Genomic DNA, 24,565 nt, shown 5'->3' with positions numbered 1-24,565 from the left:
CAAGTGAACTCGCAGCCGCCCTGCCCCTTGCCACAGCGATAAGATTTGTGAAACAAGCAAGTCGAACGAATTTTGCGCCGCGGCCGCGCGGACCGGGTAATCACAGATGCGCTTGACGAAGCAAACAGGCCACGCCATCCGCATTCTGATCGATTGCGCGCTTGCCGGAAATCAGCTCGTGAAGGTCGCCGACATTTCCGAGCGGCTGGGCGTGACCAAGCAGAACGTCTTTAAAATCGTTCACATCCTTTCGCACGCCGGGTTCTTAACGGCTGTCAGAGGACCGAACGGCGGCGTACGCCTGGCGAAACCCGCACCGTCAATCAAAATTGGCGACGTGGTGCGCGCCATAGAGGTGACGAGAGTACAAGTCGAAGGCGGAACCGATCCGACGTCGAACGATGCGGACCCAGGCAATATCAACGCGATGTTCGACGATGCGTTGGCGGCCTTCATCACGGTCCTTGATCAGCATTCACTCGCCGAACTTGCGGTCCGCTCGCCCATTGGCCTCACCCAGGCCAGGGACCCCGGCGAAGATGCTCGCGCCAGCAAGGCGCGCAGCAAAAAGCCCGCGGCTCGAACATCTCGGCGCAGTTGACCCCGTTGGCCGCTGGCTTCTCCCGCCTATCGGAGTTACTTCCACGGAACATGACCCGTGAGAGCGTTCAATTCCGTTTCGCAGCCCTCGCAGCAGGTGCAATTCTCGCACTCGTTCCGGCATGTGTCTGGGTGGGCGAGCCTCTGCGCACGCTCGTTTTCTTTGTCTGCGGCCTGATAGCCGGAGTGTCCGCGCTGCTGGCTTGGCCGCGCGCCGTCGGCGATCAAAAAACCAATGAAACGGCCGGCCTGATTGCCAGTTCTGACAAGATTCTGACGTGGACGGATATTGCCGCCGCAATGCCGGACCCCGCAATCATCCTCGATCAGGCCTCCGTCATCCTCAATTACAATGAAGCGGCCTTGAGCCTGTTCGACCGATTGCGGCAGGGCGTGCCGCTCGAGCACGTCAATCGTGACCCGGAACTCATTGCAGCCGTCCGCGGAGCGTTCGAAGATGTTGGCAAGCATACCGCAAGCCTCGTTCCGCGCGGCGGCTTGGGGGGAAAGCGCCTCAGCGCAACCGTGACCCCGCTCGGCGGCGACAAGCAGCATCAGCCCATCGCCGTATTGATTACGATCCACGACGAGTCCGAGCAGCACCGCCTGCTCGAGATGCGCGCCGATTTCATCGCCAACGCCAGTCATGAATTGCGCACGCCCTTAGCATCCGTGCGCGGCTTCATCGAGACGCTTCAAGGGCCGGCAAAAAACGATGAAGCCGCCCGCGAGCGGTTTCTCGCCATCATGGCAGATCAGGCCGAGCGCATGACGCGCCTGATCGACGACCTGCTCTTGCTCAGCCGCGTGGAAGAGAAAGCCAACCTCAAGCCCACGGGCAGTGTCGAGCTGAATGCATTGATCGCAGATGTTGTCCGCTCGCTGGCACCCTTCGCTGCGGAACGCAGCATTTCGATCAGCGTCGAACCGGCTAGCGGCGAATTGCTGGCGACCGGCGATCGAGATGAGCTGTTTCAGGTCTTTCACAATCTCATCGAAAACGCCGTCAAATATGGCCGGGATGGCGGCCACGTGCAGATCACCCTGAAAAAGCAGGCGGGCGTTCGCGACGGCGCCCGCGCGCGTGCGATCGTCAAGATTGCCGACGACGGGCCAGGCATCGCTCCAGAGCATCTGCCCCGGCTCACCGAGCGCTTTTACCGGGTCAGCGCCGAACATTCCCGGCGCATAGGCGGCACGGGCTTGGGCCTTGCCATCGTCAAGCACGTCCTCAGCCGCCACGAAGGGGAACTTTCGGTCGAGTCGGTTGTCGGAAAGGGCACGACGTTCGACGTTGCCCTCCCGGCTCGCCAATAAAAGGTTGTCAATTCAATATCTTAAACTGTCACAAATTCATTACGTCGCGGCGCTACAAGGGCCGCGCGAAAGGACGACGGTTTTTTGAAAGCACGCCGCAGTGCCGACAGCCCGCTTTTGGAAAGAAATCGGCCAGCGCGAGGCGAGAACGGTAGGAAAATCAGGGCGTTAACGTTTCATATAGCCGTGATCTAACTGGAATAGAGAGTGCGGGCCGGAGCCTTGAGGCCCGGATGGAGCGGTGAGGCTCCAAGCCCCGTTAAACGAGGAGACCACAGTGAAACAGTCTATTTTGGCGCTGTTTGCGGCTTTTGCGGCGGCAGCCGCGGTGTCCGCTCCTGCCAAGGCGGCCGACCTTTCCGGCGCGGGCGCGACGTTCCCCTATCCGATTTATGCGAAGTGGGCCGACATCTATAAGAAGGAGACCGGCATCGGCCTCAACTATCAGTCGATCGGTTCGGGCGGCGGCATCAAGCAGATCATCGCTGGCACGGTCACCTTCGGCGCAACCGACAAGCCGCTCTCGGGCGAAGACCTTGAGAAGAACGGCCTCATCCAGTTCCCGACCGTCATGGGCGGCATCGTCCCGGTCGTGAACCTCGAGGGCATCAAGCCCGGCGAGCTCGTATTCGACGGCCCGACGCTCGCCAAAATCTACCTCGGCGAAATCACTGCGTGGGACGATCCGGCTATCCAGAAGCTGAACCCCGGCCTGAAGCTGCCCTCTGACGCCATCGCTACGGTCTATCGCTCGGACGGCTCGGGCACCACGTTCGTCTGGACCAACTACCTGTCCAAGGTCAGCCCTGACTTCAAGTCGAAGATCGGCTCCAACACGTCCGTCCAGTTCCCCGTCGGCCTTGGCGCCAAGGGCAACGAAGGCGTCGCCAACAACGTGATGCAGACGCAGGGTTCGATCGGCTACGTCGAATACGCCTACGCCAAGCAGAACAAGATCTCCTTCGCGAAAATGGTCAATAAGGACGGCAAGACGGTTGCCCCACTCATCTCGACGTTCCAGGCTGCCGCCGCCAACGCCGACTGGGCCAAGGTTCCCGGCATGGGCGTAATCCTGACGGACGAGCCCGGCGCCGACTCCTGGCCGATCACCAATCCGACGTTCATCCTTATCCACAAGAAGCCGAAGGACGTGACGGCGGTGAAGCAAGCGCTGCAGTTCTTCGATTGGGCCTATGCCAACGGTGGCAAGACGGCCGAAGAACTTGACTACGTGCCGCTTCCCGAGAACGTCGTCGCCATGGTCAAAAAGAGCTGGGCCGAAGTTGTGGGCGAAGACAACAAGCCGGTTTTCTCGAACTAATGACTGGATAATGAGAAGCGCCCCGAGGCGGGCGCTTCTCGACTTGGCTTATAAGGCTGACGGCTTTTCCTGAGTCTGGAGCAAAATTTGACCTTCATGGCAGACGCTAACTCTCAAGCGGCAGCGGCGGCAGCAGCCCGGCGCAAAGTTCTCGAAGGTCTACGCCTGACAGACGGGTTCTTCCGCGGCCTCACGATGTCGTCCGCGTATTTCGTCCTCATCCTTCTAGGAGCGATCTTCGCGTCGCTGGTTGTCGGCGGCTATCTCGCGTTCGAAACGTTCGGCTTCAGCTTTCTCACGACCGAAGTCTGGAACCCGGTGACCGAGCAGTTCGGCGCCCTGGCGCCGATCTACGGAACGATCATCACCTCCTTCATCGCGATGCTCGTCGCGGTGCCCGTCAGCATCGGCATTGCCGTGTTTCTGACCGAACTCTGCCCCATCCCGCTGCGCCGGCCGATCGGCATCGCCATCGAGCTATTGGCCGGCGTGCCGAGCATCATCTACGGCATTTGGGGCCTCTTCTTCTTCGCACCCGCCATTCAGCGCTACGTTCAGCCCGAGTTGATTGCCACGTTCAAGAACGTGCCCATCCTCAATCAGGTGTTCGCGGGCCCAGCCTACGGCATCGGCATCCTGACGGCGTCCTTGATCCTCGCGATCATGATCCTGCCCTTCATCACCGCGGTCTGCCGCGATGTCTTCGAGACCGTCCCGCCCGTCCTGAAGGAAGCGGCGTACGGCATGGGGTGGACGACGCGTGAAGTCGTCCGCCACGTCGTCATTCCCTACACCCGAGTGGGCATCATCGGAGGCGTCATGCTGGGGCTCGGCCGGGCGCTCGGCGAAACGATGGCTGTTACCTTCGTCATCGGCAACGCGCACCGGATCTCGGGCTCCATCCTGGCGCCCGGAACGACCATCTCGGCGACCATCGCCAACGAATTCACCGAGGCTGTCGGCGACGTTTACACGTCGTCATTGATCGCGCTCGGCCTCATCCTCTTCTTCATCACCTTTATTGTCTTGGCCCTCGCCCGCCTCATGTTGATGCGCATCGAGAAAAGGGCGGGAGCATAGCCATGGCCCTCGACAAAGCGAAATACCGCCGGCGCCGGATCAGAAGCACGATCACCGTCGTGCTGAGCTGGTTTGCAGCGGCCCTCGGCCTGACCATTCTGGGCGTTATCCTGGCGACGCTGCTCTACAAGGGCCTCGCCGGCCTCGGCCCGCAGGTCTTCACGCAAATGACGCCCCCGCCCGGCAGCGACGGCGGCCTGTTGAACGCCATCGCCGGCAGTCTCATCATGACATTCGCGGGCGTCATCGTCGGCACGCCGATCGGCATTCTGGCCGGCACCTACCTCGCCGAATATGGCCGCTACAGCAAAGTCTCGTCGGTGATCCGCTTCATCAACGATATCCTGCTCAGCGCGCCATCGATCGTTACCGGCCTTTTTGTCTACGAGCTGATGGTACGCCCGATGGGGCACTTCTCGGCCTTCGCAGGCGCCGCTGCGCTCGCCATTCTCGTCATTCCGACGGTCGTTCGGACCACCGAGAACATGCTGTTGCTGGTGCCCAACCAGCTCCGCGAGGCATCCGCCGCCTTGGGGCTTCCGCAGTCGCTCGTCATCCGCAAGGTCGCCTACAGGGCAGCCCGCGCCGGCATGATCACGGGCGTCCTGCTGGCAATCGCCCGCGTCAGCGGAGAAACCGCGCCGCTACTCTTCACCTCACTGAACAATCAGTTCTGGAGCACCAATCTCAATGCTCCAATGGCGAGTTTGCCCGTGGTCATTTTCCAGTATGCTCTCAGCCCCTATGAGGACTGGCAGCGTCTCGCCTGGGCAGGCGCACTACTCATTACCGCAGCCGTGCTGACGTTGAGCATCGCCGCGCGTTGGTTAAGTTCTTCGAGGACGCAGCAATGAACTTGATGTCGAAAGATGTGGACGCAGGGCTGACCGAAAAAATTTCGATCAAAGATCTGAAATTCTACTACGGCCAGACGCTTGCACTGAAGAACATCTCGCTTCCGCTTTATGAGCGTCAGGTGACGGCGTTCATCGGGCCGTCCGGTTGCGGCAAGTCCACGCTCCTTCGTGTGTTGAACCGCATGTACGACCTCTATCCCAATCAGCGGGCCGAGGGCGAAGTGATGTTCGACGGCGAGAACATCCTCGAGATGAAGGATCTCAATCTCCTGCGCTCGCGCATCGGCATGGTGTTCCAGAAGCCGACGCCATTTCCGATGACGATTTACGAAAACATCGCGTTCGGCATTCGCCTTTACGAGCGGCTGTCGAAGTCTGAAGTCGATGCACGCGTGCAATCGGCGCTGGAGAAAGCCGCGCTCTGGAAGGAAGTGAAGGACAAGCTGCACTCGAGCGGTCTCAGCCTTTCAGGCGGTCAGCAGCAGCGCCTCTGCATCGCGCGCACCGTCGCCATTCGCCCGGAAGTCATCCTCTTCGACGAGCCCTGCTCGGCGCTCGACCCGATCTCCACCGCCAAGATCGAAGAGCTGATCGACGAATTGAAGAACGAGTTCACGATCACGATCGTCACGCACAACATGCAGCAGGCGGCCCGCGTCTCTCAGCGCACGGCGTTTATGTACTTAGGCGAGCTTGTCGAGTTCGGCGTCACCCAGAAGCTCTTCACGAACCCGACAGACAAGCGCACGCAGGACTACATCACCGGCCGCTTCGGATAACATCGCATCGAGCCGGACTCGATTTTCAGGGAATGAGATCATGAACGAACATACCGTGAAATCGTACGAAGACGAGCTGAGGCTGCTCGATCGCCGTATCGCGCAGATGGGCGGCTACGCGGAGAAGCTTCTCGTTCAAGCCATGGACGCACTCGAGCGCCGCGATCCGAAGCTGGCGGACAAGGCCGTATCGGACGACGTCATGATCGATCAGCTCGAACGTGAGGTGCAGGAGCAGGTCATCATCATGATCGCGCGGCGCCAACCGCTTGCCAACGATCTGCGCCACATCATGACGGTCGTCAAAATTGCAGCCGATCTCGAACGCATCGGCGACTTGGCCAAGAATATCGCCAAGCGCGCGCTCGCCATCGCCAACGAGCCCTATCCCAAGCCCCTGATGACCGGCATGCGCCACATGACCGAGATGGTGCAGACTCAGCTCCACGATGTGCTCGACGCCTTGGCGGCGCTCGACGCCGAAAAGGCAATGCAGGTCTGGCGCGACGACCAGCAGGTCGACGCAATGTACAATTCGCTCTTCCGCGAACTGCTGACGTACATGATGGAAGATCCGCGCAACATCGGCATCTGCACGCACTTCCTGTTCGGCGCCAAGAACATCGAGCGCATTGGCGATCACACGACCAACATTGCCGAGAACGTCTATTACCTCGTTCACGGCGTCCCGATCGCTGACGACCGGCCGAAGGGCGACAAGACGTCATCGACGCTCATCACGCCGAGGCAATCGTGAAGGCACTCTGGACGAAGGCACCCGCAACGAACGCTGACGGAAAGCCATGCCAGCCAAGATCATCGTCGTCGAAGACGAAGCGTCTCTCGCAGAACTTCTGAAATACAATCTCCAGTCCGAGGGCTATGAGGTCGTCCATGCGGCGGATGGAGAGGAAGCCGAGCTTCTTCTTTCGGAGCAGAATTTCGACCTGGTGATCCTCGACTGGATGATCCCGAAGATCTCCGGCATCGAGTTGTGCCGGCGGCTCCGCAATCGCTCTGAAACGCAAAGCCTGCCCATCATTTTATTGACCGCACGCGGTGAAGAATCCGATCGCGTGCGCGGCCTGACGACCGGCGCCGACGATTACGTCACGAAGCCTTTCTCGGTTCAGGAACTGATGGCACGGGTGAAGGCGCTTCTCCGCCGCGCGGCGCCCGAGCGGATGAGCGACATCCTCGTCTCAGGCGAGATCACGATGGATCGCGCCGCCCACAAGGTGACCCGTGGTCCCCGTGAGGTTCGGCTCGGCCCGACCGAATACCGGATGCTCGAAGTCTTCATGGAAAGCCCGCGCCGCGTGCTGTCGCGCAGTCAGCTGCTCGATCGCGTTTGGGGCCAGTCTTCCGAAGTGGATGAGCGGACGGTCGACGTTCACATCGGCCGCCTCAGGAAATCGCTGATCCGCGGCAATGAAAGCGATCCCATCCGCACGGTCCGCGGCGCCGGCTACGTGTTCGACGGCCGCGAGGCGGAAGCCCAGGCGCAGTAGCACCTAAGGCCCGCGCTCAGGTTTGCCCGTTCAAACAATCGGCCATGCTGTGCGCGATGTTGCGCATGAGATCGAAGTAGAGCCCAGGTCCCGGCGACAGCAACTGCCCCTCGGCATCGATCGTCCCGGAGCGCGCCCGCGTCCCCTCCATCACGGCAGCGATGAGATTGGGCTGAAAGTTCGGCTCGCTGAAGATGCAAACCGCGCCGAGTGATGCGAGCTTGCGGCGAACTTCCGTCAAGCGCTTCGCACTTGGCGGCACGTCCGGGCTGACAGTAATCGAGCCGGCAGCGTGCTGGCCGAAATGATTTTCGAAGTACTGCGTTGAGTCGTGGAAGACGATGAACGGCTTCCCGGTCGAATCTTTGAGTTCCTCCGCCAGCTGTCGATCGAGCGCGTCGAGATCAGCAATGAGCCGCACCGTGTTCGCCTTGATCTTTTCGGCGTGCGCGGGAAAGCGAGCCTCGAGCTCCTTCGCCACGGCATTGACGATGGCCTTGGCGTTCTGCGGATCGAGCCAGATGTGCCCATCCTTGCCGGCCTCATGATGATGGTCGTGGGCATCGGCCGCATCTGCCGCTCCGGCATGCTCATCTTCGTGCTCTTCGAAGGTGCCGCCGTGACGCTGATCGAGGAGCTTCACGCCATCGGCGTCCACAAGGGTGATCACGGCGACCTTCGACGGCAGCGACGACACGAGCTTCCGCGTGAACGGCTCGAGCTGATCGGAGACCCGAACGAAGATGTCCGCATCGTTGATGGCGCGCGCCGTCGATGGCTTCAGCGTGAACGTATGGGGCGATGCCGCGCCATCCACGACGAGCTGCGGCGTGCCCACGCCCTCCATGATGCGGCTGACGAGCGAATGGATGGGCTTTATGGTGACGGCGACTTTCGGCGCCGCCGTCTCAGCCATGGCAGGGCTTGTCGCGAATATGAGAAAAGCCCCCAGACACAGAAAAAATCTGCCGGCCATGGTAATTCCTTGAATTTGCAGCGGACACTCCGGCGACCGTTCTAGAGATTGCCGGCATCCCGGCAAGTCATGAAACGGTGAAGCCGAGCCGTTTCAGCTGGGGACACGCATTAACTACTGGTTTAGATTTGCGGACAGTTACTGCGCTTTTGATGCAAAATTGATGGAGCGCTTGCTTCCGCGAGATCCATCATGCCGACGATCCTCCGAGTCCTCATCTCAGCGTTGCTGATGCTGGCCCCAGGGGCAGCCTCGCGCGCCGGCCTCGACGTGGAAGCACCCGCGGGCCCCGAGAGAATCTATGAGCTGATCGTCGTCGAAGCCGATGGCTGCATATACTGCCAGATCTTCCGGCGCGATGTGCTTCCTGCCTACAGGGTCTCCGAGCAGGGCAGAAAGATGCCGGTCCGGTTTGTCGACATCAATGAGCTCGGACCCGGATTGGATTTCAACACTGCTGTCGACATCGTGCCGACGTTCGTCGTCGTCAAATCGCAGCACGAAGTCGGCCGCATCTCAGGCTACGTGGGCCCGGAAAACTTCTTTCACACGATCAATTATCTGCTTGGCTCGGCGCCTTGAACTGGGGCCGCAAGCGCGCCTGATCCCGGCCTGCCGGACAGCAGCTCGCCAAAACCGTGGCTTACTCACGCATTTCTCGATGAGCGACACCGGAAACCCTTGTAAACTGGGGCTTGCTCCTGTACCGACGCGGTTTCCGTTTTCGGGGCTTTGGACGCCATTATGAGCCGGATCAGGCCGCACGTCGGCATTATCATGGGAAGCCAGTCCGACTGGCCGACAATGCAGCTTGCCGCCGACATTCTGGCGGAACTTGGCGTCGCCTTCGAAACCAAGATCGTATCGGCGCATCGCACGCCCGAACGCCTCTATTCCTATGCCAAGGGCGCAAAGGCCGCAGGCCTCAAGGTCATCATCGCAGGTGCGGGCGGGGCTGCGCATCTGCCGGGTATGACCGCCTCCATGACGACGCTGCCCGTCCTCGGCGTGCCCATCGAATCCAAAGCGCTCAAAGGCCAGGACAGCCTTCTGTCGATCGTGCAGATGCCGGCCGGCGTGCCCGTAGGCACGCTTGCGATCGGTGAAGCCGGCGCGAAGAATGCCGGACTTCTGGCCGCAGAAATCCTGGCTCTTTCCGACGCCGCGCTGGCCGACAGGCTTGAGGCCTGGCGCAAGAAGCACTCGGCCGACGTCGCCGAAACGCCCGTAAAGGCTTGATGACGACCACGATGACTGCCCTTCCGCCCGGTTCGACCATAGGCATTCTCGGCGGCGGCCAGCTTGGCCGCATGCTTGCGATGGCGGCTGCCCGCCTCGGCCTCAAATCTCACGTCTACGCCCCGGAAAGCGACAGTCCGGCGTTCGACGTCGCGACCCACTACACGGTCGCGGCTTACGAGGACGAAGCACGCCTCAAGGCCTTCGCGGAATCCGTCGACGTCGCGACGTATGAATTCGAGAACATTCCGGTCGCGACAGTTGAGTTCCTCTCCGCGCGCGTTCCCGTCCGCCCCGGCGCCAAGGCGTTGGGCTGCGCCCAGGACCGCATGAACGAGAAGACGCTGGCGCGCGAGCTCGGCGCCATGACGGCGGAATTCGCCGCCATCGGCAGCTATAACGATCTCGCGAAGGCTCTTGATGGCGGCTTCCCGATCCCAGCCGTTCTGAAGACGCGCCGCTTCGGCTACGACGGCAAGGGCCAGGCGAAAATCCTGAAGCGCGAAGACGCGGAAGATGCCTGGGCCGAAATGCGCGGCCAGCCCTCGATCCTCGAAAGCTTCGTGAACTTCCGCGCCGAAGTCTCCGTCATCGCCGCGCGCGGCATCGACGGCGCGTTCGCGGCCTTCGACGTGACCGAGAACGAACACCGCAATCACATCCTCCATCGCTCCGTCGCGCCGGCCGCACTCGATGCAGGCACGGCCCAGGAAGCGATCGAGATCGCCCATCGCATCGCCGAGAAGCTCGAATACATCGGCGTCTTCGCGATCGAATTCTTCGTCGTGACGGAAGGCGGCCGCGATCGCCTCTTCGTCAACGAAATGGCGCCGCGCGTCCACAACTCCGGACATTGGACGCAGGACGGCGCGCTGACCTCGCAGTTCGAGCAGCACATTCGCGCCGTCGCCGGATGGCCGCTCGGCGCAACAGCACTGATCGCGCCCGCCGCCGAGATGATCAACCTGATCGGCGACGACATCCTGACCTGGGAGAAGATTGCTGCCGAGCCCGGCGCGTTCTTCCATCATTACGGCAAGCGCGAAGCCCGCCCCGGCCGCAAGATGGGCCACGTCAATCGCCTGCTCGCGAAAAAGCCCGGCGCCTGATCTCCGGCTGCGCGCCTAAGCGCTGTTAAATTCACCCGCGCAATCACCATATCTGCTTCGCCAAAGCCCGCATGCTGCGGGCCGGTGAGCTAGAGCACGCCGCACGATTAGGGATGCTCTGAGCGCAGATTAATGGCATGATGAAGCATCAACGGAGGTGGGGAACATGGACACAAGATCAATCATCATCGGCGTGCTCGCCGGCGCCGTCATCGTGCTCGGCTATATCGTTTGGGATCAGCAGCAGTCCAAAGTGAAAGTCGACCTTCCCGGCATCAAGATTGAGGGACGATGAGCCCCCACCCGTCATCCTCGAACGGACGCGCGCAGCAAGACCGTTCGGGGATCCAGCGTAAAAAGCGCGAAGCTCCCTATGGCGTCTGCGACGCGCCTAACGCTGGATCCCCGGCATTCGCTCGCGCCGCTCGCTCTGCCGAGGATGACGTTCGCATCACCCCAACCCCCTTGCCTCTTCCTTCACGCGCACGTCCGCGATGATGCGATCGAGAAGCAAGCACGTGCGCTTGAATAAATCCGAACCCTTGCGGTAGTCGGCTGTCGCGTAGAAATCGCAGCGGCCGGCCTTGAAGAGCTCGATGCATTTCTCTTTGCTCTCGCCTGGATCGTGCACGGCAATGGCGTGCCCGCCGTTCTTTTTGAGCAGCGCCATCGACGGCACGTCCGTATCTCCGTCGCCGAAATAGATGAAATTGGAAAACGGGATCGGCCGCTCATCCTCGGGCATATGCGCGTTGATGCTCTCGCCCAAGTCCTCGATGCCCTTGTTGATGCGGAACAGAAACTGCGTCTTGCCGGTGTCGGAGATGACGCGTTTCGGAAACGGCACCTCGTAAGCGTCGAACCAGTATTCGCTGGCGAACACGTTGGCGAAATGCGGATAGATCTTCGTCCCCTCGATGATCTCGGTCAGGCCCGACGACACGAGGTAGTGCTTGACCGTAATGCCCGCTTCTCCGCCGCGCTTTTTCACGTAGGCGTGCATCTGGTCGAACCAGGCGGCGACACCGGGATAAAGCTCAACCTTCTTGCCTTGAGCGACGAGATCGGCGCGATCGATGCGAACGTTCTTCTCCTTCGCCTTCTTGTAGAGAAGATGCATGTAGGTGATGAGCGCGTCGGCGCGCTCGGCCTTCGACACGCGCGTGCACTCGGCCCAAAACTCGCGCGGCTCGATGCCGAGCTTCGGCAGAAACGCATATTCCTGCATCGGCCGCGGCGACAGCGTGCCGTCGAAATCGTAGACGAGCGCAATCACCTTTTTGTCGGCGGATTTGGAACTGCCCCGCGAAGACGCCGCGCTTGCGCCAGAAGCCCGCGGACGCGCGGGCGTACCCGAAGCCGCTCCCTCGCCCAGCTGTGCCTTCGCACCCCGTCCGCCCGCTCGCTCGACCATGAGCTGTCTCCGCTCTCGACTTGTAGGGCGGAGAGAAGCGTGATTCGGGTGGCGCAAGAAAGTCAGGCGTCAGCGGTCTGAACGCTCGGCGAAAATTTCTTCGCGCACCTGCGCGTAGCTCAAGAGTGAAAAGAGCACCGTGCCGCCGAAAACGTTGCCGGCAAGCGTTGGCAGGAAAAAGACGAGGAAGGCTTTGTCGAAGCTGACAAGGCCCTTGAGCACCCCGTAGGCCGCCTCGACCGAACCGGCAACGATGTGCGTAAAGCCGAAAAAGGCGATGAGATACGTGAGCAGCAGGATGATCAGGAACTCGACCCCTTCGGTGGCCGCGATGATCCAGACGAGCGCGGCGATCATCCAGCCCGCACCGATGCCCTTAGCGAACATCTCCGCCGGCGTGTTGCCCATCACGTTGTTGACGATGTTCGCCAGATGAGGCTCGAGATCGGGCGTGATGATCGGCAGCCAGGCAATGGCCGAAGCAAAGACAATGCTACCGGCGACGTTCGCCGCAAGCACGATGCCCCACAGGCGAAGCATCTTGATGAGCCAATGGAAGCTCCGCCGCGCCATGACGGGCAGCACGGCCGTCAGAACGTTCTCGGTGAAGAGCTGCTGGTGGCCGAGAATGACGATGAGAAAACCGACCGCATAGCCGAGCTTGGAGACGATAGGCGTCCACTCGGATGCGGGAAGATGCGCCGCCAGCGCCGCTTCGGTGAGAAAGGAAAAGCCGATGGAAATGCCGGCGGCCATGCCGGACCACCACAGCGCGGAAACGGGCCGACGCAATTCCGCCTCGCCCTGCACGCGCACGATTTCGTGGATGACGGCGGCGCGCGGTTTGACCGAGTCATGAACCTGCGCGCGCTCCTTGCGGCTGAGCCCAGACCCAGGCAGAGAGCCTTTTTGGCCCTCCGGCTTGGCGCCTTGCCCGGTCCGCTCGTCAGCCATCAGTGTTTGCAGCCAGGACCGTGAATGTGCCCCGGCTCGCCGTGGGCGGCATGCTCGTGATCGTGCGAATGATCGTGGCCGTGGTGGTGATGATCATGACCGTGATCGTGCCCATGGTCATGACTGTGATCGTGCCCGCAGCCGCAAGAGTCGCCGTGGCCGTGATGGTGCGCCTCGGGATCAACGAGCGCCGCGGCAAGCTTACGCTCGAGCGCGATCGACATTTCGCGCGGGCTGTTCTTGTCCTCGATGAGCAACGCCATCACTTCCGCACCGAGACGGAAATCATCGACCGCGCCGAGATAGTGCCGCCGCAGACGTCCCTGCCGGTCGAAGATCAACAGCGCCGGCGTGCCTTGCAGCTCGTAAGCCTTCATCGTCTCGGGAAGGCCCTCAGCGCTCGGCTTGTCGAGCGCAACGGGAATGGTGATGCCGTTCTCGGCCAGATAGGCTTCGACCTTCTCGGGCGTCTGCTCGTCGAACTTCTCAAATGCCATGTGCAGGCCGAACACCGCGACCTCGTCCTCGGTGAAGCTGCCGCGCAGACGCATGGCCTGCGGCAGGCCGAACTTCTGCGACCCCGGGCACGCGAGCTGCCAGATCGCTATGACGACGACCTTGCCCTTCTCTGCCTTCAGCGTGCGCTTCGTATCGGAGTTGAGCCAGCGCTGCGCGATGATCTCGGGTGGGCGTTCTGGGTTGAACATCAAAGCAATCCTTGCGCTATGTCTCAGTCATATAGCATCGCCGGCCCGCAATCGGCAGGGGGCGGCCTCGTCAATCGCAATCGCCTGACTTTTCTGGACCCGCCGCTGGAACATTCTCACGGCAAGCAAAAGCCGCTGGCACCATGCAGGGTTCCGCCGGGTTCGCCGAATAGATCCGGAAGTGCAAGGGGCAGCCACGCATCGTGTTGTATGCGGAGATGCAGCCCACCGGAGCCGGAAGCGGCACTTGCGAGTTCGATTGCAGCGCCCAATTCGTCCGCTTCCGCCAACGGTCTTCGACGACAAAGAGGTCCGGCCCCTTCTCCCGAATGGCCTGCGCCACGGCTTCCGGGACCTGGTGCTCGGGCGGGATGCCAAGCACGAAGCGTCCGGACGGTTCGCGGAAGCCGATGAGCGCCTTGCTGTGAGCCGGGCAATTCGCAATCGCCTTGGCGATCTCCTGCGCGGGCCAGATCTTCTCGATGCCGGGCAGCACAACGCCCAGCAACGTGACGGCGAAGAGCGCGAGCCCGGCTATGCCGATCGCGGCCCAGCGGCGAAGCTGACCCTCCCAGCCAAGCCGCCCGCTCCAGATGAAAAGGGCCGCCACGAGGAAGATGAGCACGGAGGTGAGAATGCCCGGAACCTCGCCGGTGAAAAGATAGATGGCCGCGAAAATCGCCAGCGGCAGCGCCGCGAAATATGTCGGCCAGATAGCAAAGAGGCTCCAGGCCGGACGCTTGCCGAGCCCGCTCTCGCCCGTCACCACCATGGCGACGCCAAGCGCGAGCGCCGGAAACATCGTCTGCACCATGTAGGTGCCAGGCTTCGACGAGATCAGTTCGAGATAGGCGAGGTAGCCCAAGACCCACGCGAGCAGAAACCGCGAGAGCGCCAGCTTGCGGCTGTCCCATGTCTGCTTGAAGGCCGTGCCAAGCAGCACCGTGCCAGGGATGAAGCCCAAAATGAGCGCGAGGGTGAACGTGCCGGGGAAGGCGCGGAGCTTCATGTCCTGCGCGCCGCCGAGTGCGCCGAGGAACGGCCACCAGTCCATACCCGCAAATGGCGTACCGTCCTGATGCGCACGAACGAACAGCCAGATCGAGCCGATGGCCAGCGCGATGGGAAGGCCGGCGAGCGGCCGCAAGCGCTTCAGCCAAGACAGATCGCGGTCCATCACATAGAGCGCAATCAGAGTCGCGAGAACGAGGATCGGCACCAGCAGCGCATTGATCACAACGCCAACGCCCACCGCCGTCCAGAACAGGAGCGCCATCGGATAGCGTTCATCGGGCTTCGTATAGAGCCGCGCCAATGCCAGCATCGCGACAGTCGCTGGCAACAGCGACAATCCTTCCGCGATGGCGAGCTGTGACACGAGCACCGTCAGCGGTGAGACGGCGAACAGCGCAGCCGCGATCAGCGCCGTCTCTCGCCCGACAAGCCCGCGTCCCAGCCAAAACACCGCGAGCACGGCGAGCGTCACCGCCAGAAATGACGGGATGCGATAGATCCGAATGTCGCGCGCGTGGGCCTCGCCGGCGAGCCACCGCACCGCGCCCTGCGCCCAAAACGTGCCGATAGGCCGGTATTGGTGAACGACGCTGCCATAGCGCGGGTCGGTCCAGTCCCCGCGTTCCACCATGTCGCGCGTCGTCTCCGCATAGATGATCTCGGTCCGATCGACCGCGGGAAGGCGAACGAGGCCTGGCAAATAGACGGCGAAGCAGAGCGCCAGGAGGCCAAGCGATGGGGCCCAGCGCCGCGCTGCAAGCGTCGCCCACCAGTTCCACATTGCGCGTTGGCGCTCCACTACAATAAGCCTTTCGAAACTTGACATGCCCTCGGAACTCGGCTGTTTGCGCATCGAACGCAGAAAACGCAAGGGCTCAACTACCGCATGCCAGGAAAATCGGCTGATCCCACAGCGCGCCGCGCGCGGCTGATCGAGATCATCAAGCAGCGATCTTTTCAGGAAGGGCCCGAGTTCAAGCTCGCGTCGGGTAAAACGTCGACCTTCTACTTCAATATGAAGCCGACGATGCTGGACAGCGAAGGCGCCTATCTCATCGCCGCGCTCATCCTCGACCAGCTTAAAAATGTCGAAGCCGATTTGATCGGCGGCCTTGAAATGGGCGCGGTGCCGATTGCATCGGGCGTCGCAGCCGTCTCCTATACCGAAGGCCGCAATCTCTCGGCCTTCTTCGTCCGCAAGCAGGCCAAAGAACACGGCACGCAAGCGCTCGTCGAAGGACTGGCGAAGGGCGACAGCATGGCCGGTAAAAAGGTCGTGGTCGTGGAAGACGTAACGACGACGGGCGGCTCAGCTTTGAAGGCTGCCGAAGCGCTCCGCGCTGCCGGTGCCGAGATCGTCAGCGTCATCACGGTCGTCGACCGCCTCGACGGAGCCGCCGAAACCTTCGCCGCCGCCGGCCTCAAGTTCGAACCGCTTCTGACGCTGGCTGACTTCAGAAGCTAAAGCCACCACCTGTCATCCCGGCCGAAGCGTAGCGCAGAGCCGGGACCCAGGCGGCAAGCCGAAACCGTGACAGGATGGGTCCCGGGCTCGCCAGGTGGCTCGCCCGGGATGACAATCGGGTACGCGCTAGCCGATGTGCTTCTTCAGGAATTCGCTCGTGCGTTCCCAGGCGAGTTCGGCGCAATGCCGGTCATGCACGGAGCGCTGCTCGTTCATGAAGGCGTGGCTGGCGTCATAGCGAAAGAACTCACCGGGCTTGCCCGCGGCCTTCATGCCGGCCTCGAACGCATCGACCATCTCCGGCGTGATGAAATCATCGCTATTGGCAAAATGGCCCTGCAGCGGCACCTTCACGTCCGCGGGTTTCGCGACGCTCTCCGGCGGCAGTCCGTAGAAGGGAACGGCGGCCGAAAATTCCGGCGCGCGCGACGCGGCGATCACGGCGACCGCACCGCCCATGCAGAAGCCTGAGACGGCAACCTTGGGGCTGGAGCGCAAAAGAAACTGCGCGGCACCACGCACGTGCTGATCGGCTGCCTCGACGAAGTTGAGCGAGTTCATCTCGCGGCCCGCCGCTTCCGCGTCGTGATAGGGAACGACGACGCCATTGAAGAGGTCGGGCGCCAGCGCATCGTAACCGAGCAGCGCGAAGCGATCGCAAAGCCCTTTGATCTGGTCCTGCAGACCCCACCATTCCTGTATGACAACGACGCCCGGAGCATTCGCCTTGCCGGCGAGCGCCAGATAGCCTTCGGCAGTCTTCCCGTCAGGGCGGGTGAATGGAATGCGGGTACCCATGTGACGAAGCCTCGTGAGTTCAGCTGATTTCGTAGGCTTCTCTTTAGGCGCGGCGACGTAGGCGGGCAATGGCCTCTTGGCCTAGCCACGCTGCCGGTCGTCGCCAGAAAAGTGCAGCCGCTCGTTCACTCACTCTGCAGCGATAACGGAACCTGTGAGCGGGCCCGCGCTCAGCACGGCCGCATCCACATACGGCGCGAACTTCGCGAAATTGGCGTGAAACATCTGCGCGAGCTTCGCCGTCGTCGCGTCGTAGGTCTTGGGATCGGCCCAGGTGTCACGAGGGCGCAGAAGCTTCGCATCGACGCCCGGAACAGCAACCGGCACGGCGAAACCGAAAACAGGATCCTCACGCATCGGCTGATCCTTCAGTCCACCCGAAAGCGCCGCATCGAGAAGCGCTCGTGTGACGGCGATCGGAATGCGCGTGCCTTCGCCGTACTTACCGCCTGTCCACCCTGTGTTGACCAGCCAGCAATCGACGCCATGCTCGGCAATCAGCGCGCGCAAGAGGTTGCCGTAGATACGCGGATGGCGAGGCATGAATGGCGCGCCGAAGCACGTCGAAAATGTCGGCTGCGGTTCGGGTCCCATGCCCTTCTCGGTGCCCGCGACCTTAGCCGTGAAACCGGAAAGGAAGTGATACATCGCCTGGCTCGGCGTGAGCTTCGCGATCGGTGGCAACACGCCGAAAGCATCAGCCGTCAGCATAATAATGTTTTTGGGATGCCCCGCCGTGCCGGTGGGGCTCGCATTGGCGATCGCCTGGAGCGGATAGGCAGAGCGCGCATTTTCAGCGAGCCGGTTGTCATCGAAGTTCGGCACCCGTGTCGCAGGGTCAATAACGACATTCTCGAGCACCGTCCCGAAACGGTTGGATGCAGCCCAGATCTGCGGCTCGGCCTCCTGCGAAAGACGGATCGTCTTCGCATAGCACCCGCCTTCGAAATTGAAGATGCCCTGCTCCGACCAGCCGTGCTCGTCATCGCCCAGAAGAACCCGCTGCGGATCAGCCGAAAGTGTCGTCTTGCCTGTTCCCGAAAGACCGAAGAACACGGCAGAACTTCCGTCCCTGCCCGCGTTCGCCGAGCAATGCATGGGCATGACGTTCTTGCCCGGCAGGATGTAGTTCAAGAACGAGAACACGCTCTTCTTGATCTCACCGGCGTAGCTCGTGCCGCCGATGAGGACGATGCGCTTCGTGAAATTACACGCAATGACCGTCTCGGATCGCGTCCCGTGATAGAGCGGCGCGGCTCGGAAGCTCGGCAACGCGACGACGGTGAAATCCGGAACGAATGAGGCGAGTTCGCCTGGCTCCGGGCGGCGGAGCAAATTGCGAATGAAGAGCGACTGCCACGCGTGCTCGGTCACGATGCGCGTGTTGAGGCGGTGCTCTTTCTGAGCGCCGGCAAACAGATCTTGTACGAAAAGCTCCTTGTGCCGCGCAAAGCTGATGAAGTCGGCGAGGAGCCTGTCGAACTCCTCCTCCTCCATCGCCTTCGCGTTGTCCCACCAGATCGCGCCTTCGGTCTCGGCGTCGCGAACGATGTATTTGTCATCCACCGACCTGCCGGTGTGCTGTCCTGTCTCGACTGCGACAGCTCCGCTCGCTGCGAGCCTTCCTTCGCCCCGGCGAACCACATACTCGACGAGATCCGCCTCGAGCAGGTTATGACGCACCCTCTGCGAAGATAACGCTGGAAACAGCTCAGCCATCGTATCTGCCTCATGAGAAAGGAGCGTCGCGGCGCACGAAAATACGCCGCACCTGCTAACAACGTCTGACTGGGCGGTTTTGTGCCGCAGACCCCCGCGGGCAATGATGCGCGAAAGGTTCGGTAACATTATGTTACCGTTCGAGCGGCCTGGAGACTCGTCCCTGCGCTGAGGATGCGTGCAGTATACCCGCCAAACAAGCGGAAATTTGCAGTTGTGACCGCAGAACTCATCCGCTCTGCCTTGCCGTTGAAAGCGGGGTCGCCTATTCAGGGGCCATTCAGCCTCCGGCGCCCATTTGGACGGGGCGCCACAATTGGTACACCATGCAGCCATAAGCGCTTGTACTAGCGCGGTGCATATCCGCTGCGGCCGAGGGGCATAAGAGGAACAGATGAAGGAAAAGAGCACAATAGCTCTCGTCGACGACGAGCGGAACATCCTCACATCGTTGCGAATGGCCCTCGAGGCCGAAGGCTACAAGGTTCGCACCTACGGGGATGGCGTCTCGGCGCTGGAAGCGCTGACCGAAGAGCCGGCTGATCTTGGCATCTTCGACATCAAGATGCCGCGCATGGACGGCATGGAGCTTCTCCGCCGCGTGCGCCAACAGTCGACGATGCCGGTCATTTTCCTCACCTCCAAGGATGAGGAAATCGATGAACTGTTCGGCCTCAAGATGGGTGCGGACGATTACATCGCGAAACCCTTCTCCCAGCGCCTCATCGTCGAACGTGTGAAAGCGGTCTTGCGCCGCGTTGCGCCCAAGGACGGCGTGCAGACCGAAGACGAAGCCAAGCGCGTGCTCGAGCGCGGCAAGCTGAAGCTCGATCCGGAGCGCCATACCTGCCACTGGGACAACAAGGGCGTAACGCTGACGGTGACGGAATTCCTGATCTTGCAGGCACTCGCCACGCGGCCGGGTGTGGTCAAGACACGCGATGCCTTGATGGACGCAGCGTACGATGATCAGGTCTATGTTGACGACCGCACCATCGACAGCCACATCAAGCGGCTCCGCAAGAAGTTCAAGCAGGTCGATGACGACTTCGACGTGATCGAAACACTTTATGGCGTCGGCTACCGCTTTAAGGAATAGGCGGCCGATCAGCCACCGGGGACGGGATGGCGCTCGACAGCAATGACATGACGGCTGCCGCATCGTTGAGTGGTGCGGACGGTGTTCCGGCGGCCGCCGAAAGCGACAGGAAGCCTAAAGTCGACTTTCGGGCCGCGGCCGCGCGCGCGAGCGCCGCGACCAGCCGCTGGCTCTCGCATAGCCTTATCGGCCGCATCATCGGCAAGAACCTCAGGCGGCGCATTCTTCTCGCGAACGTCTTGGGCCTCGCCGGCCTCCTGTTCGCGATGCTCTACCTCAGTCTGCATCACGGCTGGCTGCTCGACGCCAAAGTCGACGTCGTGCGGACCGTGTCCCGCATCACGGCCGAGGCGATCGCCTATCGCGCCGTCAATGAACGCGCGATCTTCGATCCCAACCGGATCCCGGAGAAGACGCTTTCGCGGGCCCAGCGCGATGACGCGTTCGCAGCCCTTGAATTACCCATCGACCCGCATCAGGCGGCGATCGTCCTGAAAAAAGTGGTCGGCCCGGCAGACCTCAAGGCGCGCATCTACTCGGCCAAGGGAACGCTGATTCTCAATGGCGATACGCTCTTCTCCAATGATGAGCCCTCGAGCGAGCAGCCGAGCCTGACGGCGGACGAGCCGGCTCCGCGCCTCAAGAACTTTTGGACCCGGCTCCATTATTGGGTGATCAACAAGGAGCTGAAGGTCTATCGCGAATTGGGAACGGCCAACGGGTTCCTCTATCCGGAAGTTCAGCGCGCGGCGCAGAACGGCGTCGAAACACCAATTCTGCTGCTGAACCGGAATGGCCAGCAAATTGTCTCGATGGCCGAGCCCATCAAACGAGGTAACAAGATCCTAGGCGTCCTACTGCTTTCGACGAACCCCGGCGATATCGACGACGTTCTGTGGGACGAGCGTTGGCTAATCTTGCAGATCGCGGCGATGGCGCTTCTGGTCGCGATCGGCAGCTCGCTGGTTTTGGAGCGAACCGTCGCAGGCCCCATGCGCCGGCTCTCGGAAGCCGCCAACCGCGTAACGCAGAATATCTCCGCGCGCGAGCAGCTGCCCGATCTGACCGGCCGCAGCGATGAAGTCGGCCAAACCGGCCGCGCCTTCGTTGCGATGACGAACGCTCTCTATCGCCGTATCGAAGCCAGCGAGAAATTCGCAGCCGACGTTGCGCACGAATTGAAAAATCCGCTCGCGGCGGCCCGCTCCACCGCCGAGGCGCTCGCTTACGCGAGATCGGACGCCGACCGGACGGAACTCGTCCAAGAGATCCAGACAGAGCTGAAGCGGCTCAACCGCCTCATCAACGACATCTCGAGCGCCTCCCGCCTCGACGCCGAACTCGCCCGCCAGGAAATGCAGCAGGTGGACGTCCGCACTGTGCTCGAAAGCGTCAACAGCCTCTTCTCGGAGATGCTGGCCGACGACAACCGCAGCATCCGCTTGATCGTAGAGCCGGCATCTGCCGCCGCCTACACGGTGCGCGGCAACGACGGCCGCCTCGCTCAGGTGTTCACGAACCTGATCGACAACGCCTTGTCGTTCTCGCCCGAAGGCGGAACGGTGACGGTTCGCGCCAGGCCCGTCGGCGAAACAGTCGAAATCGCCGTCGAGGACGAGGGGCCGGGCATTCCGCCCAACAAGCTCGCTCAGATCTTCGATCGGTTTTACAGCGACCGCCCGCAGACCGATGCGAAGCGCGGCAAGAACTCAGGGCTCGGCCTCTCGATCTCGCGCGAGATCGTGGTCAGCCACAGCGGCGAAATCTTTGCGGAAAACCGCGGCTCGAACGCAGGACAGCAACCAAAGGGCGCGCGCTTCACGGTCCGCCTGCCGCTATCCCCGTTAGGACCTGGCCTTGCCTGGAGAGCTTGATCGCGTTCATGCGACAGCCATTGCCGTCGGCGGTCGCGCGGCCCTGATCCGTGGAGCTTCCGGATCAGGTAAATCCGATCTCGCCTTCAGGTGCCTGGGCCTCGGCCTCTCCGCCATTGTCCCTGACAGGGTTATGCTGGTGTCCGACGATCAAGTTCTCCTGAGACGCGAGGGATCGAGTCTCCGTGCGAGCGCCCCGCCCCAACTGCGTGGAAAAATTGAGGTACGGGGGATCGGCATCCTCGACGTTGACGCGGTAACCGAAGCGAACGTCGTTCTCGTTGCCGACCTCGTCCACGAGGGAGCCATTGAGAGATTTCCCGATCCCTGGCCCTGTGCCCAAATTATGGGCGTTGCGATACCTCAACTTCGGCTGCGGCCGTTCGAGAGCTCAAGCGCGCTGAAACTTGTAGCAGCCATTCAAAGTGCCGCCCAGCCACGTAGCGAGCCAAAGGCCTGAATGAGGTCCAGAAACTGCTTGCGCCAGCTGCAAACACTTGCCAATTTCCGCGCCAACACGGCGGCAAAAAACCAATCGCCCCACGTAAATGAAATGGCCCGTCGCTCATGATCGGACTTGTCATCGTCACGCATGGCGGGCTTGCGCAAGAGTTTCGCAATGCCCTCGAGCACGTTGTGGGCAAGCAGCAGGCGCTTGAGACGATAGCAATCGGCCCCGACGACGACATGGAAGCGCGCCGGGTGGAAATCTTGAGCGCAGTACAGCGCGTCGACAACGGCAAGGGCGTGATCGTGCTGACCGACATGTTCGGAGGCACGCCGTCCAACCTTGCCATCTCAGTCATGGACGAGACGAAGGCTGAAGTGATTGCCGGCATCAGTCTCCCCGTTCTGGTGAAGCTGGCCAGCATCCGCAGCGAGACGCCGCTGGAACAAGCTGTCATCATGGCGCGCGACGCCGGCAAGAAATACATCAAGGTCGCAAGTCAAGAACTGTCCGGCGGCTGAGAAGGAACAATGCCCGAGTTGGTCAATAGCTTTAAACCGGAAGCGGTCGTCATCATCCGGAACGTCAAAGGCCTGCATGCGCGGGCATCGGCAAAGTTCGTCAAGTGTGCCGAAAGCTATGAAGCCACCATCACTGTTACCCATCACGGCAATTCCGTGGGCGGCACTTCGATCATGGGTCTGATGATGCTCGCGGCGGGCCCCGGCTCCGAACTCCATATCAAGGCCGAAGGCCCGCAAGGCCCCGAAGCCCTACAGGCGCTCGTCCGCCTCGTCGAAGCGGGTTTCGATGAGGAATGCGTCGGCGACGCCTGATCTCGGCTACCGCACTCGGCGGCCGGCTCCCCGCCAGGGGAGTCGCCGAGTGCAATCAAATCACTGCGAGAGATAAAGCGTCGAGATCTTCAGCGCGATGTCACGGAACGCTGCCTTCAGCGCGTCGCCCGTCGACGAGTTGTAGAAATGGTCGGCATCCGTCGCGCACTTCTTGAGCGTGTCGATGGCCGTGGAATTGGTGAGCTGGAAGCCGACCGTGTAGACCTCGATGCCCTTGGCCTTCATCGCCGTGCACTGGGACAGGGCTTGGACGCTGGAGCAGCCATTGGCGGCTTTCGAACACTTCGTTGAGTCCTGATCAACGAGAACGCCATTGGCGTCGTACTGGACGTTATATTCGCCGTCCGTCATCAGAACCGCTATCTTCTTCACATCCTTCGTGTTGTAAGCAGCTGGCTTGCTCGAGGACGCCCACAACGAGGCCCAGTTAGGAGCTAGCATGTACCAGGCCCAGGCCGTACCGATGTGCCCGGCAGTGTAGTAACCGACTGATAGACCGTTAATCTTTGAGAGCAGCGTATTCTTATCGCTCGTTAACGGAAGCACCTCAGCGTTCGCGGCGACATCGCATTCAGGGTTGTAAGTCGTCTTGCCGTTCTGCTTCACCTCGACCTTATGCGCCATGACGTATTGTCCGGACTTTGGCGCCGCATCGGTATATTTCTGCGAGCCCGTGCGCTCCACGACGCAAGGGTTCGTGGTCGACGTCGCTCCTGTCGCCGTTTTGAAAGCAGCACCCGGAAGACGAACGTCCTCGGCGAATGGAACGATTGCGACTCTGGACGTAAACTTGCTTTGATCCTTCCAGACGACGATGTTGACGAGGTCGCTCGCAGCAGCCTTCAGGTCAGTCAGCTTCTGGCCCTGCATCGACCGCGTGACGTCGAGCATCAGGCTGACTTCAAGGTTGAGTTCGGCGTTGCCGCCCACGGCCAGCACAGCCTTGGCATAGTCCATGCCATTGGCGCGGAGCAGCGGCAGCGTTTTGACGCCTGCCACGCTCATGAACGGGGTGGCAATCGAAGCATTGCCCTTCGCGACGACCGCCGTCCCGCTGTCGGTGACGGCGAAGTTGATCGTGTCGGACTTGGAGACGACCGGGATCCGGCTCTGGACCGCCTGCTTGTAGTAGGCCTGAGCGACCTTGATCGCACCCGCCTGGTCCCCGCCGTTGGTCTGAAGCGCCCGCGCCCCTGCCAACACCGCTGCGTCGGTTGCTTCCAGCGTCTGATGGCGAGCGTTGAGGAGACGCCCATAATCGACGGCAAGACCGATCAGCATGACGATGACGAGCGTCATGAGGCCGAAGAGAATAGCCACATCGCCGCGTGTATCAGCGGCAAAGCGGCGAAGCCGGCTTTCAGCTGTCCTGCCGCAGCTGCCCAGCACATGCCGCAAGGAATGTGACGCGAACTTCATCGACCGCC

26 protein-coding genes are annotated in these 24,565 nt (G+C 61.6%); 18 read left to right on the top strand and 8 right to left on the bottom strand.

The features are described 5' to 3' along the window. The first annotated feature begins 106 nt into the window (after positions 1-106). The 8 genes from VFG26_RS04740 (at position 107) to phoB (ending at position 7,465) form a co-directional block, all read left to right on the top strand. Positions 107-601, top strand: coding sequence for an Rrf2 family transcriptional regulator (locus tag VFG26_RS04740; protein WP_325022762.1), 495 nt, complete (start codon positions 107-109; stop codon positions 599-601). A gap of 50 nt (positions 602-651) precedes the next feature. Beyond that, positions 652-1,917, top strand: coding sequence for an ATP-binding protein (locus VFG26_RS04735; RefSeq protein ID WP_325022760.1), 1,266 nt, complete (start codon positions 652-654; stop codon positions 1,915-1,917). 277 nt (positions 1,918-2,194) lie between these two features. Beyond that, positions 2,195-3,238, top strand: coding sequence for a phosphate ABC transporter substrate-binding protein PstS (gene pstS / locus VFG26_RS04730; RefSeq protein WP_414653257.1), 1,044 nt, complete (start codon positions 2,195-2,197; stop codon positions 3,236-3,238). A gap of 96 nt (positions 3,239-3,334) precedes the next feature. Next, a complete protein-coding gene (pstC, locus tag VFG26_RS04725) occupies positions 3,335-4,318 on the top strand; it encodes a phosphate ABC transporter permease subunit PstC (RefSeq protein ID WP_325022758.1) in 984 nt (327 codons plus the stop codon). A gap of 2 nt (positions 4,319-4,320) precedes the next feature. Then, the gene (gene pstA / locus VFG26_RS04720) at positions 4,321-5,172 is read left to right on the top strand and encodes a phosphate ABC transporter permease PstA (RefSeq protein ID WP_325022756.1); all 852 of its coding nucleotides are present in this window, start codon (positions 4,321-4,323) and stop codon (positions 5,170-5,172) included. Beyond that, positions 5,169-5,954 carry a phosphate ABC transporter ATP-binding protein PstB gene (pstB, locus tag VFG26_RS04715; protein ID WP_325022754.1) on the top strand — a complete coding sequence of 262 codons (786 nt, stop codon included), beginning with the start codon at positions 5,169-5,171 and terminating at the stop codon, positions 5,952-5,954. The genes pstA and pstB overlap by 4 nt, the downstream gene beginning before the upstream one ends. A gap of 40 nt (positions 5,955-5,994) precedes the next feature. Continuing rightward, positions 5,995-6,711 (top strand): phosphate signaling complex protein PhoU, encoded by a 717-nt coding sequence (gene phoU / locus VFG26_RS04710; protein WP_325022752.1) that lies wholly within the window; start codon positions 5,995-5,997, stop codon positions 6,709-6,711. A gap of 46 nt (positions 6,712-6,757) precedes the next feature. After that, on the top strand, positions 6,758-7,465 hold the full coding sequence (gene phoB / locus VFG26_RS04705) for a phosphate regulon transcriptional regulator PhoB (protein WP_325022750.1): 708 nt from the start codon (positions 6,758-6,760) through the stop codon (positions 7,463-7,465). 16 nt (positions 7,466-7,481) lie between these two features. On the opposite strand, the gene VFG26_RS04700 is transcribed toward phoB, so the two are convergent. Beyond that, entirely contained in the window at positions 7,482-8,381 is a 900-nt protein-coding gene (locus VFG26_RS04700; RefSeq protein WP_325022748.1) for a zinc ABC transporter substrate-binding protein, read from the bottom strand. A 252-nt stretch (positions 8,382-8,633) separates the two neighbouring features. Here VFG26_RS04700 and VFG26_RS04695 point away from each other — a divergent pair, with 252 nt between their 5' ends. The 4 genes from VFG26_RS04695 to VFG26_RS04680 all read left to right on the top strand — a co-directional run bounded on the left by VFG26_RS04695 (position 8,634) and on the right by VFG26_RS04680 (position 11,084). Continuing rightward, entirely contained in the window at positions 8,634-9,023 is a 390-nt protein-coding gene (locus VFG26_RS04695; RefSeq protein WP_325022746.1) for a hypothetical protein, read from the top strand. Between the two features lie 162 nt (positions 9,024-9,185). Continuing rightward, on the top strand, positions 9,186-9,680 hold the full coding sequence (purE, locus tag VFG26_RS04690; protein ID WP_325022744.1) for a 5-(carboxyamino)imidazole ribonucleotide mutase: 495 nt from the start codon (positions 9,186-9,188) through the stop codon (positions 9,678-9,680). 11 nt (positions 9,681-9,691) lie between these two features. After that, positions 9,692-10,789 (top strand): 5-(carboxyamino)imidazole ribonucleotide synthase, encoded by a 1,098-nt coding sequence (locus VFG26_RS04685; protein ID WP_325022742.1) that lies wholly within the window; start codon positions 9,692-9,694, stop codon positions 10,787-10,789. Between the two features lie 166 nt (positions 10,790-10,955). Next, on the top strand, positions 10,956-11,084 hold the full coding sequence (locus VFG26_RS04680) for a hypothetical protein (protein WP_325022740.1): 129 nt from the start codon (positions 10,956-10,958) through the stop codon (positions 11,082-11,084). 156 nt (positions 11,085-11,240) lie between these two features. Here VFG26_RS04680 and VFG26_RS04675 read toward each other — a convergent pair whose 3' ends face one another. The 4 genes from VFG26_RS04675 to VFG26_RS04660 all read right to left on the bottom strand — a co-directional run bounded on the left by VFG26_RS04675 (position 11,241) and on the right by VFG26_RS04660 (position 15,659). After that, positions 11,241-12,203: an HAD family hydrolase gene (locus VFG26_RS04675; RefSeq protein WP_325022738.1), complete on the bottom strand. Its 963-nt coding sequence runs from the start codon at positions 12,201-12,203 to the stop codon at positions 11,241-11,243. A gap of 69 nt (positions 12,204-12,272) precedes the next feature. Continuing rightward, positions 12,273-13,157, bottom strand: a complete 885-nt coding sequence (locus VFG26_RS04670; RefSeq protein WP_325022736.1) for a formate/nitrite transporter family protein — start codon at positions 13,155-13,157, stop codon at positions 12,273-12,275. Then, the gene (locus tag VFG26_RS04665; RefSeq protein WP_325022734.1) at positions 13,157-13,864 is read right to left on the bottom strand and encodes a TlpA disulfide reductase family protein; all 708 of its coding nucleotides are present in this window, start codon (positions 13,862-13,864) and stop codon (positions 13,157-13,159) included. Before VFG26_RS04665 ends, VFG26_RS04670 begins: the two co-directional genes overlap by 1 nt. A gap of 70 nt (positions 13,865-13,934) precedes the next feature. Then, entirely contained in the window at positions 13,935-15,659 is a 1,725-nt protein-coding gene (locus tag VFG26_RS04660; protein WP_325022732.1) for a glycosyltransferase family 39 protein, read from the bottom strand. Between the two features lie 105 nt (positions 15,660-15,764). Between VFG26_RS04660 and pyrE the strand changes: the two genes are divergently transcribed. Next, entirely contained in the window at positions 15,765-16,343 is a 579-nt protein-coding gene (gene pyrE, locus VFG26_RS04655; protein ID WP_325022730.1) for an orotate phosphoribosyltransferase, read from the top strand. A 126-nt stretch (positions 16,344-16,469) separates the two neighbouring features. On the opposite strand, the gene VFG26_RS04650 is transcribed toward pyrE, so the two are convergent. Continuing rightward, complete coding sequence (locus VFG26_RS04650; RefSeq protein WP_325022728.1) at positions 16,470-17,141, bottom strand: dienelactone hydrolase family protein; 672 nt, start codon at positions 17,139-17,141, stop codon at positions 16,470-16,472. Between the two features lie 129 nt (positions 17,142-17,270). Further along, positions 17,271-18,860 (bottom strand): phosphoenolpyruvate carboxykinase, encoded by a 1,590-nt coding sequence (locus VFG26_RS04645; protein ID WP_325022726.1) that lies wholly within the window; start codon positions 18,858-18,860, stop codon positions 17,271-17,273. Between the two features lie 394 nt (positions 18,861-19,254). Here VFG26_RS04645 and VFG26_RS04640 point away from each other — a divergent pair, with 394 nt between their 5' ends. The 5 genes from VFG26_RS04640 (at position 19,255) to VFG26_RS04620 (ending at position 23,117) form a co-directional block, all read left to right on the top strand. Further along, positions 19,255-19,959: a response regulator transcription factor gene (locus tag VFG26_RS04640; RefSeq protein ID WP_325022724.1), complete on the top strand. Its 705-nt coding sequence runs from the start codon at positions 19,255-19,257 to the stop codon at positions 19,957-19,959. Positions 19,960-19,985: 26 nt separating this feature from the next. Continuing rightward, positions 19,986-21,833 (top strand): stimulus-sensing domain-containing protein, encoded by a 1,848-nt coding sequence (locus VFG26_RS04635; RefSeq protein ID WP_325022722.1) that lies wholly within the window; start codon positions 19,986-19,988, stop codon positions 21,831-21,833. After that, positions 21,817-22,293: an HPr kinase/phosphatase C-terminal domain-containing protein gene (locus VFG26_RS04630; RefSeq protein WP_325022720.1), complete on the top strand. Its 477-nt coding sequence runs from the start codon at positions 21,817-21,819 to the stop codon at positions 22,291-22,293. The genes VFG26_RS04635 and VFG26_RS04630 overlap by 17 nt, the downstream gene beginning before the upstream one ends. A 107-nt stretch (positions 22,294-22,400) precedes the next feature. Further along, positions 22,401-22,802, top strand: a complete 402-nt coding sequence (locus tag VFG26_RS04625) for a PTS sugar transporter subunit IIA (RefSeq protein WP_325022718.1) — start codon at positions 22,401-22,403, stop codon at positions 22,800-22,802. Positions 22,803-22,811: 9 nt separating this feature from the next. Further along, positions 22,812-23,117 (top strand): HPr family phosphocarrier protein, encoded by a 306-nt coding sequence (locus VFG26_RS04620; RefSeq protein WP_325022716.1) that lies wholly within the window; start codon positions 22,812-22,814, stop codon positions 23,115-23,117. A 60-nt stretch (positions 23,118-23,177) separates the two neighbouring features. Here the strand turns inward: VFG26_RS04620 and VFG26_RS04615 are convergent, their stop codons facing one another. Beyond that, complete coding sequence (locus VFG26_RS04615) at positions 23,178-24,557, bottom strand: pilus assembly protein (RefSeq protein WP_325022714.1); 1,380 nt, start codon at positions 24,555-24,557, stop codon at positions 23,178-23,180. Positions 24,558-24,565: the final 8 nt, after the last annotated feature.

Origin of the sequence: Hyphomicrobium sp. (assembly GCF_035687085.1) — a bacterium.
Taxonomy (GTDB): Bacteria; Pseudomonadota; Alphaproteobacteria; order Rhizobiales; family Hyphomicrobiaceae; genus Hyphomicrobium_B.
The sequence above is the reverse complement of the archived record's forward strand: the minus strand, read 5'-3'. Positions and strand labels throughout refer to the sequence as shown.

Bases quoted from the DNA above. Each gene is read 5' to 3' on its own strand.
- VFG26_RS04650 (WP_325022728.1), bottom strand. From the start codon at position 17,141: ATGGGTACCCGCATTCCATTCACCCGCCCTGACGGGAAGACTGCCGAA.
- pyrE (WP_325022730.1), top strand. From the start codon at position 15,765: ATGCCAGGAAAATCGGCTGATCCCACAGCGCGCCGCGCGCGGCTGATC.
- phoU (WP_325022752.1), top strand. From the start codon at position 5,995: ATGAACGAACATACCGTGAAATCGTACGAAGACGAGCTGAGGCTGCTC.
- VFG26_RS04620 (WP_325022716.1), top strand. From the start codon at position 22,812: ATGCCCGAGTTGGTCAATAGCTTTAAACCGGAAGCGGTCGTCATCATC.
- VFG26_RS04645 (WP_325022726.1), bottom strand. From the start codon at position 18,860: ATGGCTGAGCTGTTTCCAGCGTTATCTTCGCAGAGGGTGCGTCATAAC.
- VFG26_RS04740 (WP_325022762.1), top strand. From the start codon at position 107: ATGCGCTTGACGAAGCAAACAGGCCACGCCATCCGCATTCTGATCGAT.
- VFG26_RS04700 (WP_325022748.1), bottom strand. From the start codon at position 8,381: ATGGCTGAGACGGCGGCGCCGAAAGTCGCCGTCACCATAAAGCCCATC.
- VFG26_RS04665 (WP_325022734.1), bottom strand. From the start codon at position 13,864: ATGTTCAACCCAGAACGCCCACCCGAGATCATCGCGCAGCGCTGGCTC.
- VFG26_RS04695 (WP_325022746.1), top strand. From the start codon at position 8,634: ATGCCGACGATCCTCCGAGTCCTCATCTCAGCGTTGCTGATGCTGGCC.
- phoB (WP_325022750.1), top strand. From the start codon at position 6,758: ATGCCAGCCAAGATCATCGTCGTCGAAGACGAAGCGTCTCTCGCAGAA.
- VFG26_RS04660 (WP_325022732.1), bottom strand. From the start codon at position 15,659: ATGTGGAACTGGTGGGCGACGCTTGCAGCGCGGCGCTGGGCCCCATCG.
- pstC (WP_325022758.1), top strand. From the start codon at position 3,335: ATGGCAGACGCTAACTCTCAAGCGGCAGCGGCGGCAGCAGCCCGGCGC.
- VFG26_RS04685 (WP_325022742.1), top strand. From the start codon at position 9,692: ATGACTGCCCTTCCGCCCGGTTCGACCATAGGCATTCTCGGCGGCGGC.
- purE (WP_325022744.1), top strand. From the start codon at position 9,186: ATGAGCCGGATCAGGCCGCACGTCGGCATTATCATGGGAAGCCAGTCC.
- pstA (WP_325022756.1), top strand. From the start codon at position 4,321: ATGGCCCTCGACAAAGCGAAATACCGCCGGCGCCGGATCAGAAGCACG.
- pstB (WP_325022754.1), top strand. From the start codon at position 5,169: ATGAACTTGATGTCGAAAGATGTGGACGCAGGGCTGACCGAAAAAATT.
- VFG26_RS04625 (WP_325022718.1), top strand. From the start codon at position 22,401: ATGATCGGACTTGTCATCGTCACGCATGGCGGGCTTGCGCAAGAGTTT.
- VFG26_RS04735 (WP_325022760.1), top strand. From the start codon at position 652: ATGACCCGTGAGAGCGTTCAATTCCGTTTCGCAGCCCTCGCAGCAGGT.
- VFG26_RS04675 (WP_325022738.1), bottom strand. From the start codon at position 12,203: ATGGTCGAGCGAGCGGGCGGACGGGGTGCGAAGGCACAGCTGGGCGAG.
- VFG26_RS04615 (WP_325022714.1), bottom strand. From the start codon at position 24,557: ATGAAGTTCGCGTCACATTCCTTGCGGCATGTGCTGGGCAGCTGCGGC.
- VFG26_RS04640 (WP_325022724.1), top strand. From the start codon at position 19,255: ATGAAGGAAAAGAGCACAATAGCTCTCGTCGACGACGAGCGGAACATC.
- VFG26_RS04680 (WP_325022740.1), top strand. From the start codon at position 10,956: ATGGACACAAGATCAATCATCATCGGCGTGCTCGCCGGCGCCGTCATC.
- VFG26_RS04670 (WP_325022736.1), bottom strand. From the start codon at position 13,157: ATGGCTGACGAGCGGACCGGGCAAGGCGCCAAGCCGGAGGGCCAAAAA.
- VFG26_RS04635 (WP_325022722.1), top strand. From the start codon at position 19,986: ATGGCGCTCGACAGCAATGACATGACGGCTGCCGCATCGTTGAGTGGT.